The 18416-nt window shown below is 71.2% G+C and carries 16 protein-coding genes; 12 read left to right on the plus strand and 4 right to left on the minus strand.

The window, feature by feature from the left end; genetic code table 11:
* The 4 genes from KCH48_RS15560 to KCH48_RS15575 form a co-directional block, all read left to right on the plus strand.
* A partial coding sequence (locus KCH48_RS15560; RefSeq protein ID WP_210574592.1) for an HAD hydrolase-like protein occupies positions 1 to 695 on the plus strand: 695 nt, incomplete at its 5' end.
* Positions 696 to 783: 88 nt separating this feature from the next.
* Complete coding sequence (locus tag KCH48_RS15565) at positions 784 to 1827, plus strand: iron ABC transporter permease (protein ID WP_210574594.1); 1044 nt, start codon at positions 784 to 786, stop codon at positions 1825 to 1827.
* Entirely contained in the window at positions 1824 to 2888 is a 1065-nt protein-coding gene (locus KCH48_RS15570; RefSeq protein ID WP_374104684.1) for a FecCD family ABC transporter permease, read from the plus strand. The genes KCH48_RS15565 and KCH48_RS15570 overlap by 4 nt, the downstream gene beginning before the upstream one ends.
* Positions 2885 to 3793 (plus strand): ABC transporter ATP-binding protein, encoded by a 909-nt coding sequence (locus tag KCH48_RS15575; protein ID WP_246885370.1) that lies wholly within the window; start codon positions 2885 to 2887, stop codon positions 3791 to 3793. The genes KCH48_RS15570 and KCH48_RS15575 overlap by 4 nt, the downstream gene beginning before the upstream one ends.
* Here the strand turns inward: KCH48_RS15575 and KCH48_RS15580 are convergent.
* Positions 3777 to 4124 carry an SCP2 sterol-binding domain-containing protein gene (locus tag KCH48_RS15580; RefSeq protein WP_210574598.1) on the minus strand — a complete coding sequence of 116 codons (348 nt, stop codon included), beginning with the start codon at positions 4122 to 4124 and terminating at the stop codon, positions 3777 to 3779. The two genes, KCH48_RS15575 and KCH48_RS15580, sit on opposite strands and share 17 nt — an antisense overlap.
* Positions 4125 to 4166: 42 nt before the next feature.
* On the opposite strand from KCH48_RS15580, the gene KCH48_RS15585 reads away from it, so the two are divergent.
* From KCH48_RS15585 to KCH48_RS15610, 6 genes are all read left to right on the plus strand, one after another.
* Positions 4167 to 4454: a hypothetical protein gene (locus KCH48_RS15585; RefSeq protein ID WP_210574600.1), complete on the plus strand. Its 288-nt coding sequence runs from the start codon at positions 4167 to 4169 to the stop codon at positions 4452 to 4454.
* Positions 4455 to 4468: 14 nt separating this feature from the next.
* The gene (locus tag KCH48_RS15590; protein WP_210574602.1) at positions 4469 to 5284 is read left to right on the plus strand and encodes a TlyA family RNA methyltransferase; all 816 of its coding nucleotides are present in this window, start codon (positions 4469 to 4471) and stop codon (positions 5282 to 5284) included.
* The gene (locus tag KCH48_RS15595; protein ID WP_210574604.1) at positions 5281 to 6186 is read left to right on the plus strand and encodes an NAD kinase; all 906 of its coding nucleotides are present in this window, start codon (positions 5281 to 5283) and stop codon (positions 6184 to 6186) included. The genes KCH48_RS15590 and KCH48_RS15595 overlap by 4 nt, the downstream gene beginning before the upstream one ends.
* A 161-nt stretch (positions 6187 to 6347) precedes the next feature.
* Entirely contained in the window at positions 6348 to 8066 is a 1719-nt protein-coding gene (gene recN / locus KCH48_RS15600) for a DNA repair protein RecN (RefSeq protein ID WP_210575032.1), read from the plus strand.
* A gap of 23 nt (positions 8067 to 8089) precedes the next feature.
* On the plus strand, positions 8090 to 8815 hold the full coding sequence (locus KCH48_RS15605; protein WP_210574606.1) for a hypothetical protein: 726 nt from the start codon (positions 8090 to 8092) through the stop codon (positions 8813 to 8815).
* Positions 8816 to 8997: 182 nt separating this feature from the next.
* Positions 8998 to 10134, plus strand: a complete 1137-nt coding sequence (locus tag KCH48_RS15610; RefSeq protein ID WP_210574608.1) for a glycosyltransferase family 4 protein — start codon at positions 8998 to 9000, stop codon at positions 10132 to 10134.
* On the opposite strand, the gene KCH48_RS15615 is transcribed toward KCH48_RS15610, so the two are convergent.
* Positions 10131 to 11774: a PucR family transcriptional regulator gene (locus tag KCH48_RS15615; RefSeq protein WP_210574609.1), complete on the minus strand. Its 1644-nt coding sequence runs from the start codon at positions 11772 to 11774 to the stop codon at positions 10131 to 10133. The genes KCH48_RS15610 and KCH48_RS15615 overlap by 4 nt on opposite strands.
* A gap of 92 nt (positions 11775 to 11866) precedes the next feature.
* Here KCH48_RS15615 and KCH48_RS15620 point away from each other — a divergent pair, with 92 nt between their 5' ends.
* Positions 11867 to 12826: an LLM class F420-dependent oxidoreductase gene (locus tag KCH48_RS15620; RefSeq protein ID WP_210575034.1), complete on the plus strand. Its 960-nt coding sequence runs from the start codon at positions 11867 to 11869 to the stop codon at positions 12824 to 12826.
* Here KCH48_RS15620 and KCH48_RS15625 read toward each other — a convergent pair.
* Together KCH48_RS15625 and KCH48_RS15630 are read right to left on the minus strand one after the other, a co-directional pair.
* Positions 12813 to 14195, minus strand: coding sequence for an FAD-binding oxidoreductase (locus tag KCH48_RS15625; RefSeq protein ID WP_210574610.1), 1383 nt, complete (start codon positions 14193 to 14195; stop codon positions 12813 to 12815). The two genes, KCH48_RS15620 and KCH48_RS15625, sit on opposite strands and share 14 nt — an antisense overlap.
* Positions 14196 to 14384: 189 nt before the next feature.
* The gene (locus tag KCH48_RS15630; RefSeq protein ID WP_210575036.1) at positions 14385 to 16187 is read right to left on the minus strand and encodes a glycoside hydrolase family 15 protein; all 1803 of its coding nucleotides are present in this window, start codon (positions 16185 to 16187) and stop codon (positions 14385 to 14387) included.
* A 459-nt stretch (positions 16188 to 16646) separates the two neighbouring features.
* On the opposite strand from KCH48_RS15630, the gene KCH48_RS15635 reads away from it, so the two are divergent.
* Positions 16647 to 18335, plus strand: a complete 1689-nt coding sequence (locus KCH48_RS15635; RefSeq protein ID WP_210575038.1) for a CTP synthase — start codon at positions 16647 to 16649, stop codon at positions 18333 to 18335.
* Positions 18336 to 18416 lie beyond the last annotated feature (81 nt).

An 18416-nucleotide genomic window follows, 5' to 3' on the forward strand; every position in this document is an offset into this window, starting at 1 on the left:
AGGGGCTGCGGGTCGCGTTGCGTGAGCGGGGGCTCGAGCCCGTGGAGTCGGCGGACGACGATCCGGCGGCGGTCGTGCAGGGGTACGGCGGGCCCGAACTGCCGTGGGGCCGCTTCGCGGAGGCGTGCTACGCCATCGCGCGCGGGGTGCCCTGGTTCGCGTCCAACACCGACCTGACGATTCCCAGCGCCCGCGGGATCGCGCCCGGAAACGGCGCGGCGGTGCAGGTCGTCCGGATCGCGACGGGTGCCGAGCCGCAGGTGGCCGGCAAGCCGCTGCCTCCGATGCACCGGGAGACGGTCCTGCGGACCGGGGCCGAGCGGCCGCTGGTGGTGGGGGACCGCCTGGACACGGACATCGAGGGCGCGTTCAACGGAGGCGTGGACTCGCTGCTGGTGCTGACCGGTGTGACCGACGGACCTCAGCTGCTCGCCGCGCCGCCGCAGCACCGGCCGACCTATGTCGACGCCGATCTGCGCGGCATGCTCACCGGTCAGCCGGAGATCACGGCGGAGAGTGACGGGTTCCGGTGCGGTGGCTGGAGGGCGAAGGCCGGCGCCGAGAGACTTGAACTCGACGGTGACGGTGAGGCGTTGGACGGCCTGCGGGCGCTGTGTGCGGCGGCCTGGGCGTCGGCCGGGCAGGGAGTGTGCGAGCTGGACGGGGGGAAGGCGCTGGCGCGGCTGGGGTTGTGAGCGCTCGCGGTCACTCACCGGCAGGGGATCCGCGTTCGGCGACGGAGCGGAATCGTGGCCGAATAGGAGGGTAGGCTAACCTAACTGCGTGTTGGTAGACAGTCCTCCCGAACAGCGCGCGGAGACCGCCCCCGCGCCCCCGAACCGCCGGGCGATACGTGCCTTCGGTCTGCTTGTCTCCGTGGCGATCCTGTTGCTCGTCGCGCTGGCGAGCATCGCGATCGGTGCGAAAGAGCTCTCCGTGGACCAGGTGTGGCACGGATTGTTCGAGGACTCGGGGACGTACGGCGATGTCGTCGTCGCGGAACGGCTGTCGCGGACCGTGCTGGGACTGCTCGCCGGTGCCGCGCTGGGCCTGGCGGGCGCGGTGCTCCAGGCGCTCACCCGTAATCCGCTGGCCGACCCGGGGCTGCTCGGAATCAACGCGGGCGCCTCGGCCGCGGTCGTCACCGCCATCACCTACTTCGGCGTCACCAGCCTGACCGGCTATGTGTGGTTCGCGTTCTTCGGCGCGGCCGCGGTCGGGGCGCTGGTCTGGTTCCTCGGCGGCAGCCGGGGTGCGACGCCGGTGCGGCTCGCACTCGCCGGCACCGCGATCAGCGCCGCGCTCTACGGCTATCTCCAGGCCGTGATGATCATGGACGAGGCCGCGCTGGGCAAGATGCGCTTCTGGACGGTCGGTTCACTGAGTTCGGCGACGAACGACATCATCCTGAGGGTGCTGCCCTTCCTCGGCGTCGGCATGCTGCTCGCTTTCGCGCTCGCCCGGCCGCTCAACGCCATGGCCATGGGCGACGACACCGCCAAGTCCCTGGGCGCCAACCTCAACCGCACCCGGGCGCTGTCCATGCTCGCCGCCACCGTCCTGTGCGGAGCCGCGACCGCCGCCTGCGGGCCGATCGTCTTCGTCGGGCTGATGGTGCCGCATGTCGTACGGTCCTTCACCGGTCCCGATCTGCGCTGGATCCTGCCGTACGCGGCCGTCCTGTCGCCGGTGCTGCTGCTGGGCGCCGATGTGATCGGCAGGATCGTGGCCCGGCCCGCGGAGCTGCAGGTCGGCATCGTGACCGCGATCCTCGGCGGGCCGGTCTTCATCTTTCTGGTACGACGGCGGAGGACGGCCCAGCTGTGAAGACGACCGTAAAGCCGACTGTGAAGACGACCAACCGTGCCATCAGGACGCCCGGCGGACTCTCCGTCCGGCTGGACGTCCGTGCCTTCACCGTCGTAGCTCTGCTGCTGCTCGCCGCACTCGCCGCGAGCGTCCTACTGATCGGCACTGGCGACTTCCCCATCTCGGTCGGCGATGTGCTCAAGACGCTGGTGGGCAACGGCGATGCGGGGCAGGAGTTCATCGTCAACGATCTGCGGCTGCCGCGGGTGCTGGTCGGGCTCCTGGTGGGTGGCTCGCTGGGGCTGGGCGGTGCGCTGTTCCAGGCCATCTCCCGCAATCCGCTGGGCAGTCCGGACATCCTCGGCCTCGGGCAGGGTGCGACGGCCGGTGCGCTGGTCGTGATCGTGCTGATGTCGGGAAGCGCGGCCCAGGTCACCCTCGGGGCGCTGGTGGGCGGTCTGGTGACCGGTATGGCCATCTATCTGCTCGCCTGGAAGCGGGGTGTGCACGGGTACCGACTGGTGCTGGTCGGTATCGGTGTGTCCGCGATCGTGACGGCGGTCAACGGCTATCTGCTCACCAAGGCCGACCTGGTCGACGCGGCCCGTGCGGTCGTCTGGATGACCGGGTCCCTCAACGGCCGTGACTGGGAACAGGTCTGGCCGCTGCTCTGGCTGTGCGCCGTGCTCGTACCGCTGGTTCTCGCCAATGCGCGCGCCCTGCGGATGATGGAGATGGGCGACGACGTGTCGAACGCCCTCGGGGTGCGGGTCGAGCGCGTCCGGATGCTCCTGATGGTGGCCGCCGTACTGCTCACCGCGGCCGCGACCGCCGCCGCCGGGCCCGTCAGCTTCGTCGCGCTCACCGCCCCCCAGCTCGCCCGGCGCCTGACCCGCTCACCAGGGCCGAACCTGCTGCCGTCCCTGTGCATGGGCGGCGCGCTCCTGGTCATCGCCGACTGGGCCTCACAGCGGGCGTTCGGCGCCGACCAGCTGCCCGTGGGCGTGGTCACCGGAGTGGTCGGCGGCGTCTATCTGCTGTGGCTGCTGGTCACCGAGCGCAAGGCGGGACGGATATGAGGGCCGCGAGGAGAACGGCGGACACGAGCGCCGCGAAGACGACACGTGGCACCGCGCACGAGACCACCAAGAGGAGCACCGTGAACCGCCTGTCCGCCGAGGACGTCACCCTCGCCTACGACCAGCGCGTCATCGCTGAGCAGCTGTCGGTGGAGATACCCGACAACTCCTTCACGGTGATCGTCGGCCCGAACGCGTGCGGCAAGTCCACGCTGCTGCGGGCGCTGTCGCGGATGCTGAAGCCCAGCCGGGGCCGGGTGCTGCTCGACGGCTCGGTCATCCAGTCGATGCCCGCGAAGAAGGTCGCGCGGACGCTGGGCCTGCTGCCGCAGTCGTCGATCTCGCCCGACGGGATCACGGTCGCCGACCTGGTGGGCCGCGGCCGGTACCCGCACCAGGGGATCCTGCGCCAGTGGTCGACCGAGGACGAGCGGGTCGTACAGGAGTCGATGCGGCAGACCGGGGTCGCCGAGCTGGCCGATCGCTATGTCGACGAATTGTCCGGCGGCCAGCGGCAGCGCGTGTGGATCGCGATGGCGCTGGCGCAGCAGACGCCGTTGCTGCTGCTGGACGAGCCGACGACGTATCTCGACATCCAGCACCAGATCGACGTGCTCGATCTCTGTGCGGAGCTGCATGAGGAGCAGGGGCGCACGCTCGTCGCCGTGCTCCACGACCTCAACCATGCCGCCCGGTACGCCACCCACCTCATCGCCCTGAAGGAAGGGGCGATCATCGCCGAGGGCGCGCCCAACGACATCGTCACCGCCGACCTGGTCGAGGAGGTCTTCGGCCTGCGCTGCCAGGTCATCGACGACCCGGAGACGGGGACGCCGCTGGTGGTGCCGGCCGCGCGGAAGGCGCGCACCGGCGACACGAAGGTCGCCGCTACAAAAGCTTCCTGAGGACGAGCAGGTCGCGCAGGCTCGCGTGCAGCTTCACCCGGCCCGAGCCCCAGGCCTTCGCGAAGTTCAGCTCGCCGTCGACCAGTGCCACCAGGTCGTCGCCGGCCAGGCTGAATCTGACCTGGGCCTTCTCCCGGGGCGGGCCCTCGAACGTCTCTTCGACATCGATCCGGCCGCCCGTCATGCGTCCCGCGAACGTGACGTCCAGGTCGGTGATGTGGCAGCTCACCGAGCGTTCCAGGGCGGCGGCCGTGCGGGCGTCCCCCTCGGCGGCCTGCATGTTGTCCGAGAGCTTTTCGAGTGCGGCGCGGCACTCCTCGATCGTGGCCATCGAGATCGACGGTACCCCAGCGGTTCGGGGTAGCGTCTGGGCATGAGCGACTCACTGCCGGGGACCGAGGTCCCGGAGGAGGAGACGGCGGCGGTCGAGCCCGAGTACGACCCCGCCGCCCCCGCCCCGCTGAACGTCCCGCGCACCTCCACCGGCAACGCCGACGTCGACGCCCAGCTGGACCGGCTCGGCGACGCCGACCACCTCGCCACGGACGGACACATGGAGGTGTACGAGGATGTACACAGAGGGCTGCGTGACGCGCTCACCGCGCTCGACGCCCGCCCGGGGCCTCCAGGGCCGCCGGCGTCGTACGGACAACGGACATAGGAGCTGAACCGAACGTGGCAGGAGTCGCACGCCGCCGTCTCGACGCGGAGCTGGTCCGCCGGAAGCTCGCGCGCTCGCGTGAGCATGCCAGCCAGCTGATCGCCGCAGGGCGCGTGAGTGTCGGCAAGACCGTCGCGACCAAGCCGGCCACGCAGGTGGAGACCGCGGCGGCGATCGTGGTCCAGACGGACGCCGGCGACCCGGAGTACGTGTCGCGGGGCGGCCACAAGCTCGCGGGTGCGCTGAGTGTCTTCATGGAGCAGGGGCTCGTCGTCGAGGGGCGTCGGGCGCTCGACGCCGGCGCGTCCACGGGTGGTTTCACGGACGTTCTGTTGCGGACCGGAGCCGCGCACGTCGTCGCCGTGGACGTCGGATACGGGCAACTCGCGTGGACTCTGCAGAGCGATGAACGCGTCACCGTCAAGGACCGTACGAACGTACGCGAGTTGACGCTTGAGGCGATCGATGGGGAGCCCGTGGATCTTGTCGTGGGGGATCTGTCCTTCATCCCGCTCGGGCTGGTGCTGCCCGCCCTGGTGCGGTGCGTGCGGCCGGACGCCGATCTGGTGATGATGGTCAAGCCGCAGTTCGAGGTGGGGAAGGAGCGGCTGGGGAGCGGGGGTGTGGTGCGCAGTCCGGAGCTGAGGGCCGAGGCCGTACGGGGTGTCGCCCGGCGGGCCTGGGATCTTGGGCTGGGCGTGCAAGGCGTCACCGCCAGTCCGCTGCCCGGGCCCTCCGGGAATGTCGAGTACTTTCTGTGGCTGCGGGCCGGAGCAGCCGAACTGGACCCGGCCGACGTTGACCGTGCAGTGGCGGAGGGGCCGCGTTGACACAGAACCGAGCTCGTACTGTTTTTCTGCTCGCCCACACCGGCCGGCCTGCGGCGATCCGCAGCGCCGAGCTCGTGGTCAAGGGGTTGCTGCGGGAGGGTATCGGAGTGCGCGTCCTCGAGTACGAGGCGCGTGACCTGCCCTTGCCCGAAGAGGTGGAGCTGGTCAAGGAGGCGACACCGCAGTGCCTCGACGGGTGTGAGCTGCTGATCGTGCTGGGCGGCGACGGGACGTTGCTGCGCGGCGCCGAGTTCGCGCGGGCGTCCGGGGTGCCGATGCTCGGCGTCAATCTGGGGCGGGTCGGGTTCCTCGCCGAGGCCGAGCGGGACGATCTCGACAAGGTTGTCGACCGGGTGGTGACGAAGGCGTACGAGGTCGAGGAGCGGATGACCGTCGATGTCGTCGTGCACAGCAACGGGGACATCGTGCATACGGACTGGGCGCTGAACGAGGCGGCGGTGCAGAAGGCTGGCGCCGAGAAGCTGCTTGAGGTCGTGCTGGAGATCGATGGGCGGCCGGTTACCGGGTTCGGGTGTGACGGGATTGTCTTGTCGACGCCGACCGGGTCTACCGCGTATGCGTTTTCTGCGGGTGGGCCTGTGGTGTGGCCTGAGGTGGAGGCGCTGTTGATGGTGCCGATCAGTGCGCATGCGTTGTTTGCGAAGCCGCTTGTGACGTCGCCGGATTCTGTGTTGGCGGTGGAGGTTCTGCCTCATATTCCGCCGGGGGTTTTGTGGTGTGACGGGCGGCGGACTGTGGAGTTGCCTGCGGGGGCTCGGGTTGAGGTGCGGCGGGGGGCTGTGCCGGTGCGGTTGGCTCGGTTGCATCATGCGTCGTTCACGGATCGGCTGGTGGCCAAATTTGCGTTGCCGGTTTCTGGATGGCGAGGGGCGCCGCATTAGCCGGTTGTGGGGGGTGGTTTCGGTGCGTCGGGGGCTGCCGGTTTGTTGTGGCTTGTCGCGCAGTTCCCCGCGCCCCTATAGGTCGGTCCACTCCCGTGGGTGACAGGGTGCCTCGCACTCTTGCTGCTCTACCTCGTAAGGTCGTGTCCGTGTTGGAGGAGATGCGGATACGGTCGCTCGGAGTCATCGACGATGCGGTCGTCGAGTTGTCGCCGGGGTTCACCGCTGTCACCGGGGAGACCGGTGCCGGTAAGACCATGGTCGTCACCAGCCTCGGGCTGCTGCTCGGGGGGCGGGCCGATCCGGCGCTCGTGCGGATCGGGTCCGAGAAGGCGGTCGTGGAGGGGCGGATCGGCGTGCCCGAGGGTGCCTCCGCCGCGGTACGGGCCGAGGAGGCCGGGGCGGAGCTCGATGACGGGGCGCTGTTGATCAGCCGTACCGTTTCCGCCGAAGGGCGGTCGCGGGCGCATCTCGGTGGGCGGAGTGTGCCGGTCGGGGTGCTGGCGGAGCTGGCCGATGAGCTGGTGGCCGTACATGGGCAGACCGATCAGCAGGGGCTGCTGAAGCTGTCCCGGCAGCGGCAGGCGCTCGACCGCTATGCGGGGGAGGCCGTCGCGGGGCCGCTCGCCAAGTACGGGGAGGCGTATCGGCGGCTGCGGGCCGTCTCCGTCGAGCTCGACGAGATCACCACGCGCGCGCGTGAGCGGGCTCAGGAAGCCGACATGCTGCGGTACGGGCTCGAGGAGATCGCGGGCGTCGATCCGCGTGCCGGTGAGGACGTCGAACTGGCCGAGGAGGCCGAGCGGCTGGGGCACGCGGAGGCGCTGGCGTCCGCCGCGACGGTCGGGCATGCCGCCCTCGCCGGGAATCCGGAGGATCCGGAGGGGGTCGACGCGACGACGCTCGTCGCGGGGGCGCAGCGGGCGTTGGACGCGGTGCGGTCGCACGATCCGGCGCTGGCCGCGCTGGCGGACCGGATCGGGGAGATCGGGATTCTGCTGGGGGACGTGGCCGGGGAGCTGGCGGGGTACGCCGACGATCTCGATGCCGATCCCTTGCGGCTGGCGGCCGTGGAGGAGCGGCGGGCCGCTCTCAGTGCCCTGACCCGGAAGTACGGCGAGGATGTCGCGTCCGTGCTCGCCTGGGCCGAGCAGGGCGCCGCGCGGCTCACCGAGCTGGACGGCGACGACGAGCGGCTCGACGAGCTGACCGCCGAGCGGGATGCGCTGCGGGTCGAACTGGGCGGGCTGGCACAGGCGTTGACGGATGCGCGGGCGGAGGCCGCCGAGCGGTTCGCCGCCGCGGTGACCGCTGAGCTGGCCTCGCTGGCCATGCCGCACGCGCGCGTGTCGTTCGACATCCGGCAGACCGAGGACCCCGAGGGCGTCGAGGTCGGCGGGCGTACGGTCGCGTACGGGCCGTCGGGTGCCGACGAGGTCGAGCTGCTGCTCGCCCCGCATCCCGGGGCGCCGCCCCGGCCCATCGCCAAGGGGGCGTCCGGTGGTGAGCTGTCGCGCGTGATGCTGGCCGTGGAGGTCGTGTTCGCCGGGACCGATCCGGTGCCGACGTATCTCTTCGACGAGGTCGACGCGGGTGTCGGTGGCAAGGCGGCCGTGGAGATCGGGCGGCGGCTGGCTCGGCTCGCCAAGACCGCGCAGGTCGTCGTCGTGACGCATCTGCCGCAGGTCGCCGCGTTCGCCGATCGGCAGCTGCTCGTCGAGAAGACCGACGACGGGTCCGTCACCCGGTCCGGGGTGAAGGTCCTCGAAGGGGAGGAGCGCATCCGGGAGTTGTCCCGGATGCTCGCCGGCCAGGAGGACTCGGAGACGGCCCGGGCCCATGCGGAGGAGCTGCTGGCGACGGCTCGGGCGGACATGTAGCGCCGGCCGCTTAGGGTGTACGGATGATCATCACCCGACTCGGTCTGTCCGCGCTTCTCACTCGTGCCACCACCGCCGTCCTCCGCGCCAAGGCCCCGGGTGAGCGTTGGCGCCGCACGAACTACGCCGGGCGGACCGTCGAGTTGTACGCCGGTCCGGCGGCGGCCGTGGCGGTCACGCTCGGCACCGCATACGTCCGTCCCGCCGCCGCGCTCGCTGTGGCCGCCGCGGGGGCGTGCGGGGCGTACGACGATGTCGCCGGGGACCACCGGCGGGGTTTTTGCGCGCATTTGTCGGCGCTTCGGCAGGGTGAAGTCACCAGCGGCGCAGTGAAGTTGTTCGGGATCGGGGCCGCCGGTCTGGTCGCGGGGGCGCTGCTCAAGGAGAAGCCGGTCGACAAGGTGCTCGCGGGAGTCGTGATCGCCGGGGCCGCGCACTTCGTCAATCTCGTGGATGTACGCCCCGGGAGGGCCGCGGCGGCGGTTCTGCTCCTCGGGGCGCCGGGGTTGTTGCGCGAGGGAGCGGGCGTGGCCGCCGTCGCCATGGGAGCCGCTGGTGCCGTGCTGCCCGACGATGTGGGTGAGCGGGCGATGCTCGGCGACACGGGAGCGCATGCGCTGGGCGCGGCTCTTGGTGCCGCCGTCGTCGTGAGCAATGGCCGGGCGGGGCTGGTGGCGCATGCCGCCGCCGTCGTGGCCGCGGCGGTGTACGGAGACCGGGTCAGCGAAGCGGCTCGCTCACTCGTGTGAGTGACCGTGGGGCCGTGGTGTGCGGTCGTGTCACCTCGGGGTTCACGGAACGCCCGTGCGGCCTGGCATCCTTGGTGTTGTACGTCGTACGCGTAGGGATCCACGCGGTACACCCCCGCCGCTCGATCCTTCTGTACGTTTCTTCGTGACCGCCCGACGCCGAACCAGGAGCCCCCGGCCACGTGAGCCCCGTGAGCAGCCACTCAGCGACCGGCCAGTCGCCGCTGCGTACCGTGCAGGTGCTCGGCGGAGGCAACGCCGGCAGCAGCGCACATGTGCGTTCGCTGGCTTCGGGGCTCGTCGCTCGGGGCGTGCGGGTGACTGTGTGCGCCCCCGTGGAGGCCGACCGCGCCTATGACTTCACCGGCGCCGGAGCCGAGCACGTGCATGTGCCGCGCAGCAGCGATCCGACCTCCGTGGCCGCGCTGCGGGCGGTGTGCGCGGACGCCGACCTGGTGCACGCGCACGGGCTGCACGCCTCCTTCCGCGCCGCGCTCGCGCTCAGCGGGCGGCGCACTCCGCTCGTCGTGACGTGGCACAACCGTGGGCATGCCGAAGGGGCCCGCGCCCATCTGCTGAGGGTGCTGGAGCGACGGGTCGTGAAGGCGGCGTCGGTGGTGCTCGGGGCGTCCTCGGATCTGGTGGAGCTGGCCCGCCGCGCCGGTGCGCGTGACGCCAGGCTCGCCGCCGTCGCCCTGCCCGGGCCGCGCACGCCGGTCGAGCAGGACGATCCCGACCGGCTGCGCCCCAAGGTGCGGGCCGAACTCGGCGCGACCGGGCGCCCGTTGCTGATGGCCGTCGGCTCCCTCGACCGGCACCGGGGCTACGAAACACTGCTGGACGCCACGCGCGCGTGGCGCCGCCTCGACCCCGTGCCGCTCGTCGTGATCGCCGGGGAAGGCCCGCTGCGGGCCGACCTCCAGCGGCGGATCGAGGACGAGGGACTGCCGGTCCGGCTCCTCGGGCTCCGCGACGACGTCGGTGAACTGCTCGCCGCCGCCGACCTCGCCCTGCTGCCCAGCCGTTGGGAATCGCGCTCCGTGCTCGCGCAGGAAGCCCTCCACGCGCGCGTGCCGCTCGTCGCCACAGCCGTCGGCGGCAACCCCGAACTCGTCGGCGACGCCGCCGAACTCGTGCCGTACGGCGACGCGGAAGCACTCGCCGACGCCGTCGTACGCCTCCTCGCGGACCCCGAACGCCGGGAGCTGCTGAAGGAGAAGGGCGCGCAGCAGGCCGTCAGTTGGCCCACGGAGGACGAGACGGTCGCCCAAGTCCTCAGCGTCTACGACGAGTTGACGCAGCCCAGGCCCATGATCTAGGGCACGTGCCGGCGGGCGCGCAGCGCCAGGCTCAACGCCAGTACCGTCTGCGGGTCGTCGAGGTCCGTGCCGAGCAACTCGCCGATGCGGGCGAGGCGGTTGTAGAGGGTCTGCCGGTTCAGATGCAGCTCGCGGGCCGTCTCGGCCTTGCGGCCCGCGTGGGCCAAGTACGTCTGCAGGGTGGGCAGCAGCGGGGGCTTGGACTTGCTGTCGTGGTCGCGGACCGGGCCGATCGCGCGGTCCACGAAGGCAGCCAGGTCCGGGTGGCCGCGCAGCCGCCACAGCAGCAGGTCGATGTCGAGGCGGCGGGCGTCGTACCAGGGGCGGTCCGTCAGGCCCTGCGCCGCCGTCGCCGTCTCGGCCGCGTGTCTGAGCCCCGCCGACGCCGCCGCCCAGCCGCCGGCCACCCCGACCACCACGACAGGCGGTTGCGCGCCCGGCCGTCGCATCCCGGCCCGCTCCACACCCGCCCGCAGCGCCGCCGCGACCCGGTCCGCGACGGGTGCCCGCTCCGATTCGGAACGCAGCCCGAGCAGCACCAGGACACGGCCCTCCACCGGTCGTACGCCCAACAGGACGGGCACGCCCACCGACGCCAGCTCCTCCGAGACCGCACGCGCCAGCACCGCCCAGCCACCGCCGGGCGAGAGCGCGTCGCCCAGCCGCATGACCACGGGCATCAGCGGACTGTCACCCGGCTTGAAGCCCAGCACGCGCGCCTGCGCGGGCGCGTCCTGAGCCGTGATACGGCCTTCCGCGAGGTCGGTGAGGAAGTCGCCCCGGCCCCGCGCCGCCAGCTCCTCCTCCTGGCGGGCCTGCATCAGCACCACGGCCAGGATGCTCGCGGCCCGCTCGGCGGCGATGCGGTGCACCGGCGCCAGCGGGGCCCGCACCGGCAGCAGGGCGAGACGGGCGCGCACCGACCCCGCTCCCGGGCCGCCGCCCGGCACGTCCACGAGCACCGACCCGGCCGGCGGCGGGGCGTCCTTGTGCTGGCCGCGCAGCCCCTCCCACACCTGGAGCGGATCCGCGCCCTTGGGCCCGGCACCGGCGGCGTACAGCAGCTGCCCGTCCGTCGTCTCCAGGAAGACCGGGTTGCCGCAGAAGTCGGCCAGGATCCCGAGCACCTGCGGCACCCCGCCACCGCCCAACAGGGCCTCCGTGCACCGCCGGTGCACCTCTTCGGCCCGCTGCAGCAGCGCGTAGTGGCCGTTGACGATCTCGGTGTGGATCTCCTCGGTGACCGTCACGAAGGGCACCTCGCGGTGCAGCTGGACCAGGGGGAGCCCGGCGGTCCGGGCCGTCTCGACGAGGGCGGCGGGCAGGCGGGTGAAGCGCGGGCCCAGCTCCACCACCAGGGCCGCGATCCCGCGCTCGGCCAGTGTGCGGACGAACGCGCGCTGGTCGGCCGGACGGGTGCCGAGCGCGTATCCCGTCGTCAGGAGCAGTTCGCCGCCCTTGAGCAGCGAGGCGATGTTCGGGACCTCGCCCGCGTGGACCCAGCGCACCGTCCGCTGCAGCCGGTCGGCGCCCGCGAGCACTTCGGGCAGTCCGCTGCGCAGCCCGGGCAGCTCCAGCGCCCGCTGAACGGTGATCCCGGCGCCCTGGCTCTCGAAACGGCTGTCCGTGCGGCTGTCCATGCTGCGGACGGTACCTGCGGGGGCGATCCCGCGACATCTCCGAGACGATCTTCGTGCGGTTGCGAGGACCGCGGCGGGGTATGCGCGCCGCCATGGACTTCAGCGTGGTCGCGGTTGCGCGAGAGGACGACAGTGCCGTCGAGGAGCCGCTCAGGGTCGCCGTGGTCGCCGACCGGCTCGGGTACCGCGAGGTGTGGGCCGGTGAGGGGCCGACGTGGGACGCGTTCGTGCTCGCAACGGCGATCGGGCGGGCCACCGAGCGGGTCGCGCTGACCGCCGGGCCCGTGGCGGTGTCCGTGCGCGACCCGTTCACCATCGCCCGGGGCGCCGCCTCCTGCGCCGCCGTCACCGGCCGGCCGGTCGGGGTGGCGCTGGGCACGTCCAGCAAGCGGGTCGTCGAGGGCGTGCACGGGCGCCCGCGGGTGCGGGCCGCCGCCGTACTCGAGGAGAGCGCGGCCGCCGTACGAGAGCTGCTGCACGGCGCGTACGGTGAGCCGGTCGTGCCCGGCAGCGCTTTCCGGCGGCGGCAGCAGCCGCCCGGCGGACCGCTCACCGTCGCCGCGTTCGGCGACCGCGCGACCGCCACGGCCGCCGCGCACGCCGACCGCATGCTGCTCGACATCGTCTCCCCGGAGCAGGTCCGCACCCTGCGCGCCCGGATGACCGACGCCGCGCAGCGCGCGGGCCGTACCTCGCCACCGACCCTGGCCGCCTGGCTGCCGGCCGCCGTCGATCCGGACCCCGACTCCCTCGCGCAGATCCTGCGGAGCATCGCCGGCTATCTGACCGTGCCGGGCTACAGCGACATGTTCGAGGCGGCCGGTTTCGGGGAGGCCGTCGAACTGGCCCGTACCGGTGCCGATCCCGGCACACTGGTGCGGGCGCTGCCCGCTCAGGCTGCGGGCATGGTCGGCCTGGTGGGTGACATCGACGCCGTACGCGCGCGTGCCGAGGAGTACGCCGAGGCCGGCCTCGACGAGATCGCCCTCGTCCCGGCGACGGCGGGCGACCCGGGCGGGGAACGCACGCTGACGGCCCTCAAGCAGGCCTGATGTTGTGGTTGAAGCGGAAGACGTTGTCCGGGTCGTACTGCCGCTTCAGAGCCTCGAGCCGCCGATGGTTCTCGACGCCCAGACCCGCGATCACCCGCTCCGGGCCCTCGTCGCCGATGAAGTTCAGATAGACCGCGCCGGTACTCCACGGCTCGGCGTCGGCGCGGACGTCGCGGACCCACTGGATGCACCGCTCGTCGTCCGCCGGGTCCTGCCACATGCCGTACGGGTGCACCGCCCACGGCGCGTCACGGTAGGGCACCGGATAGTCGTGCGGGCCGGCGGCGATCGCACCGCCCTGGGGGAGCAGCGCGTACTGGGTGCCGGTCGGTACGGGCAGGCCCTGGGCGCCCGTGCAGAAGACGGCCACGTAGTTGTCCGGTGCGCCGGTCAGATACTCCGCCGACCAGTAGTGCCGCATGCCGGGCGGATCGTCGATCATGCACTGCACGTCGGCATACGGCATCGCGCCGACGATCTCCGCCTCGTGCTGCAACGCCAGCAGGGGATCGGCGTACTTGCGCATGTCCTGCTCCTCACCGGCGTACGTCAGCAGCACACCGCACACCAACTCGCCGACCAGGGACGGCGGTACGAAGTCCTCGGGCGGGCCGGTGAAGTACAGGGCCCCGCCGCTCAGCTCGTCCGGGCCGGACTCGATCACGTCGCGGAAGGTGCGGACGGCCGCGGGCGCGAACTCCGGCTCGTACAGCAGCATCGCGATGGCGAACTCGGGCAGTTCGTGCAGTTTCAGGGTGAGCGCGGTGGCGATGCCGAAGTTGCCGCCACCGCCGTGCAGCCCCCAGAACAGCTCCGGGTTCTCGTCCGCGTTCGCGTGCACCCGGTTGCCGTCGGCGGTGACCAGCTCCACGCCGAGCAGATTGTCGACGGCGAGCCCGCAGCAGCGGTCCAGCCAGCCGGTGCCGCCGCCGAGGACGAAGCCGCCCACGCCGGTCGTCGAAGCCCGGCCACCCGTGGTCGCCAGGCCGTGCGGCTGGGTCGCCCGGTCCACATGGCTCCAGGTGGCCCCGCCCTCGACCCGTACCGCCTCGGCTCCCGGATGGACGGTCACGTCGTGCATCCGGCGCAGGTCGACCACCAGACCGCCGTCGTTGACCGCCATCCCCGCCACGCTGTGCCCACCGCCGCGCACGGCGATGGCGAGGTCCAGCTCCCGGCCGAACCGCACGGCCCGGACGACGTCGTCGACGTTCGCGCACTGCGCGATCACCGCGGGCCGCCGGTCGATCATGGCGTTGAAGACGGCGCGCGCCTCGTCGTAACCGGGATCCCCGGGAGCGAACACCTCACCGGCGAGATCCTCACGCAGCGCGGCGAGGGCCGCGCCCGCCTTCGAGAGGGAAGCCATGGCTGCCCCCTTCCATGCCGGGGCAATCGCTTGCTCCCAGCCTAGGCGCTCCGCTGGAAGTGCCGCGATTGGAAGTGCCGCGATGTGCCGTCGGTTCGCTGCGGCGCCATCGTGGCTGGTCGCGCAGTTCCCCGCGCCCCTTCGGGGCGCTGCCGAACCGCAGTGGACTTTGCCTGACGCCAGTCCTGTTCAGCCGCCGTACGCCCCGGACGCCGTCAGGCGCAGTGCCGTGTCGATGAGGGGCACGTGGCTGAAGGCCTGCGGGAAGTTGCCGACCTGGCGTTGCAGGCGCGGGTCCCACTCCTCGGCCAGCAGACCGAGGTCGTTGCGCAGGGACAGCAGCTTCTCGAAGAGCTTGCGGGCCTCGTCGACGCGGCCGATCATCGCCAGGTCGTCGGCCATCCAGAACGAGCAGGCGAGGAAGGCGCCCTCGTCGCCGGGGAGGCCGTCGACGCCCTCGTCCTCGCCCTGCGTCGGGTAGCGCAGGATGAAGCCGTCCTCGGTGGACAGCTCGCGCTGGATCGCCTCGATGGTGCCGATGACCCGCTTGTCGTCCGGCGGCAGGAAGCCCATCTGCGGGATCAGCAGCAGCGAGGCGTCCAGCTCCTTCGAGCCGTACGACTGTGTGAAGGTGTTGCGCTCCTTGTCGTAACCCTTCTCACATACATCCCGGTGGATGTCGTCGCGCAGCTCGCGCCAGCGGTCCAGCGGGCCGTCCGCGTCACCGGACTCGATCAGCTTGATCGTGCGGTCGACCGCGACCCACGCCATGACCTTGGAGTGCACGAAGTGGCGGCGCGGGCCGCGCACCTCCCAGATGCCCTCGTCCGGCTCGTCCCAGTGCCGTTCCAGATAGCGGATCAGCTTGAGCTGGAGCAGCGAGGCGTAGTCGTTGCGGGCCAGGCCCGTCATGTGCGCGAGGTGCAGGGCCTCGGTGACCTCGCCGTACACATCCAGCTGGAGCTGGTGCGCGGCGCCGTTGCCGACCCGGACCGGGGCGGAGTTCTCGTAGCCGGGCAGCCAGTCCAGCTCGGCCTCGCCCAGCTCGCGCTCGCCCGCGATGCCGTACATGATCTGCAGGTTCTCGGGATCGCCGGCGACCGCGCGGAGCAGCCACTCGCGCCAGGCACGGGCTTCGTCGCGGTAGCCGGTGCGCAGCAGCGAGGAGAGCGTGATCGCCGCGTCGCGGAGCCAGGTGTAGCGGTAGTCCCAGTTGCGGACGCCGCCGATCTCCTCCGGCAGGGAGGTGGTGGGGGCGGCGACGATGCCGCCGGTCGGGCCGTACGTCAGCGCCTTGAGCGTGATCAGCGAGCGGATCACCGCCTCACGGTAGGGGCCGTGGTACGTGCAGTGCTCCACCCAGTCGCGCCAGAAGTCCTCGGTCGCCTCCAGCGACTGCTCCGGCTCCGGCAGCGGCGGCGGCTGCTTGTGCGAGGGCTCCCAGGAGATGGTGAACGCGATCCGGTCGCCCGGTCCGACGGTGAAGTCCGAGTAAGTCGTCAGCGACTTGCCGTAGGTCTCGGCGGATGTGTCGAACCACACGGAGTCGGGGCCCGCGACGGCCACCGTGCGGCCCTCGTGCCGGTGCACCCACGGGACGATCCGGCCGTAGGAGAACCGCATCCTCAGCGCCGAGCGCATCGGGACGCGGCCCGAGACGCCCTCCACGATCCGGATGAGCTGCGGGGCGCCGTCACGCGGGGGCATGAAGTCGATGACCCGGACCGTGCCGCGCGGGGTGTCCCACTCGGACTCCAGGATCAGCGAGTCCCCGCGGTAGGTGCGCCTGGCCGCGACGGGCGGCGCGGCGTCGGCCGCGTGCGCGGGGCCGAGCCGCCAGAAGCCGTGTTCCTCGGTGCCCATCAGACCGGCGAAGATGGCGTGCGAGTCGAAGCGGGGCAGGCACAGCCAGTCCACCGTGCCGTCCCGGCAGACCAGGGCAGCGGTCTGCATGTCTCCGATGAGTGCGTAGTCTTCGATGCGCCCGGCCACGTGCAACTCCAGTCGAACGGCCACGTCACCCCACAAGGGGGCTGTCGCTAGTGCGGTCAAGGGGTCTTTGTCATACGTCGTTGAGCGATGAAGCAAATCAGTCGCTCATGCCATGAGGCAAAACAACAGTCGTTGCTCAACGAACTGACGAGCTCTCGTTGTTCCGGTGGGTACGGGCTGGGGTGGTGCCGTTTTGCCGGCCGGGCTCGGCAGCGAGTGTCCGAGCAGGATACGACGCACGTAGATGATCTGCGTGCCGCTCCGGGCAACGCGGGTGCGCCGAACGGGTGAGCAACGGGTGAGGGAGAAGTGAGCGGTACGTGTCCGTGCCGACCTGTGTGCGGAGAGTGGCCGGAAGCCATCGCCCCCTGGCGCTGATACCCTGGTAGCCCGTGGACCGGTGGGAGAAAAACCCCGGAACGCCACCCAGACCGCGACCACGGGAGCCCCCTCTTGGCCATGCCGCCCGCTGTTTTTCGAAGTAACACAGCCACGACGACCAAGCACATCTTCGTCACCGGGGGTGTCGCCTCCTCTCTCGGCAAGGGCCTGACGGCCTCCAGCCTCGGCATGCTGCTCAAGGCCAGGGGCCTGCGCGTCGTGATGCAGAAGCTCGACCCGTATCTGAACGTCGACCCGGGCACGATGAACCCGTTCCAGCACGGTGAGGTGTTCGTCACCAACGACGGCGCCGAGACGGACCTGGACATCGGACATTACGAGCGCTTCCTCGACCGTGACTTGGACGGCTCCGCCAATGTCACTACAGGGCAGGTCTACTCGACGGTGATCGCCAAGGAGCGGCGCGGTGAGTACCTGGGCGACACCGTGCAGGTCATCCCGCACATCACCAACGAGATCAAGCACCGTATCCGCCGTATGGCCACCGACGAGGTCGACGTCGTGATCACCGAGGTCGGCGGCACCGTCGGCGACATCGAGTCGCTGCCGTTCCTGGAGACGGTTCGCCAGGTCCGGCACGAGGTCGGCCGTGACAACGTCTTCGTCGTCCATATCTCGCTCCTGCCCTACATCGGCCCCTCGGGAGAGCTGAAGACGAAGCCGACCCAGCACTCGGTTGCGGCGCTCAGGAACATCGGTATCCAGCCGGACGCGATCGTGCTGCGCAGCGACCGTGAGGTGCCGGGCGCGATCAAGCGCAAGATCTCGCTGATGTGCGACGTCGACGAGTCGGCCGTGGTCGCCTGCCCCGACGCCAAGTCCATCTACGACATCCCCAAGACCGTGCACGGCGAGGGCCTGGACGCCTATGTCGTCCGCAAGCTGGACCTGCCCTTCCGTGATGTGGACTGGACGACCTGGGACGACCTGCTCGACCGCGTCCACAACCCCGACCACGAGATCACCCTCGCCCTGGTCGGCAAGTACATCGACCTGCCTGACGCCTATCTCTCGGTCACCGAGGCGCTGCGCGCGGGCGGCTTCGCCAACAAGGCCCGCGTGAAGATCAAGTGGGTCACCTCGGACGACTGCAAGACCCCGGCCGGCGCCAAGGCGCAGCTCGCCGACGTCGACGGCATCTGCATCCCGGGCGGATTCGGCGACCGCGGTGTGCTCGGCAAGGTCGGCGCGATCAAGTACGCCCGCGAGCACAAGATCCCGCTGCTCGGACTCTGCCTGGGTCTGCAGTGCATCGTGATCGAGGCCGCGCGCCACCTGCTCGACATCTCGGACGCCAACTCCACCGAGTTCGACTCCGCCACCGGCCACCCGGTCATCTCCACCATGGCCGAGCAGCTCGACATCGTCGCGGGCGAGGGCGACATGGGCGGCACGATGCGGCTGGGCATGTACCCGGCCAAGCTCGCCGAGGGCTCCCTCGTGCGTGAGGTGTACGACGGCAAGGAGTACGTCGAGGAGCGGCACCGTCACCGGTACGAGGTGAACAACGCCTACCGCGCGGAGCTGGAGAAGAAGGCCGGCATCGTCTTCTCGGGCACCTCGCCGGACGGCAAGCTCGTCGAGTACGTCGAGTATCCGCGTGACGTCCACCCCTATCTGGTCGCGACCCAGGCGCACCCCGAGCTGCGCTCGCGTCCGACGCGTCCGCATCCGCTGTTCGCCGGGCTGGTGAAGGCCTCGGTCGAGCGCCAGCGTGCTGAGGGCGCGCGGAAGAATTCCAAGTAACACACCAGTTGTACGGTTGCCGGGGCGCGTACCTTCAAGGTCGCGCCCCGGTTTTTTTCTTGGCACACCGGAAAGGACACG

Origin of the sequence: Streptomyces sp. GESEQ-4, from assembly GCF_017948455.1 — a bacterium.
In the GTDB taxonomy this organism is placed as follows: Bacteria; Actinomycetota; Actinomycetes; order Streptomycetales; family Streptomycetaceae; genus Streptomyces.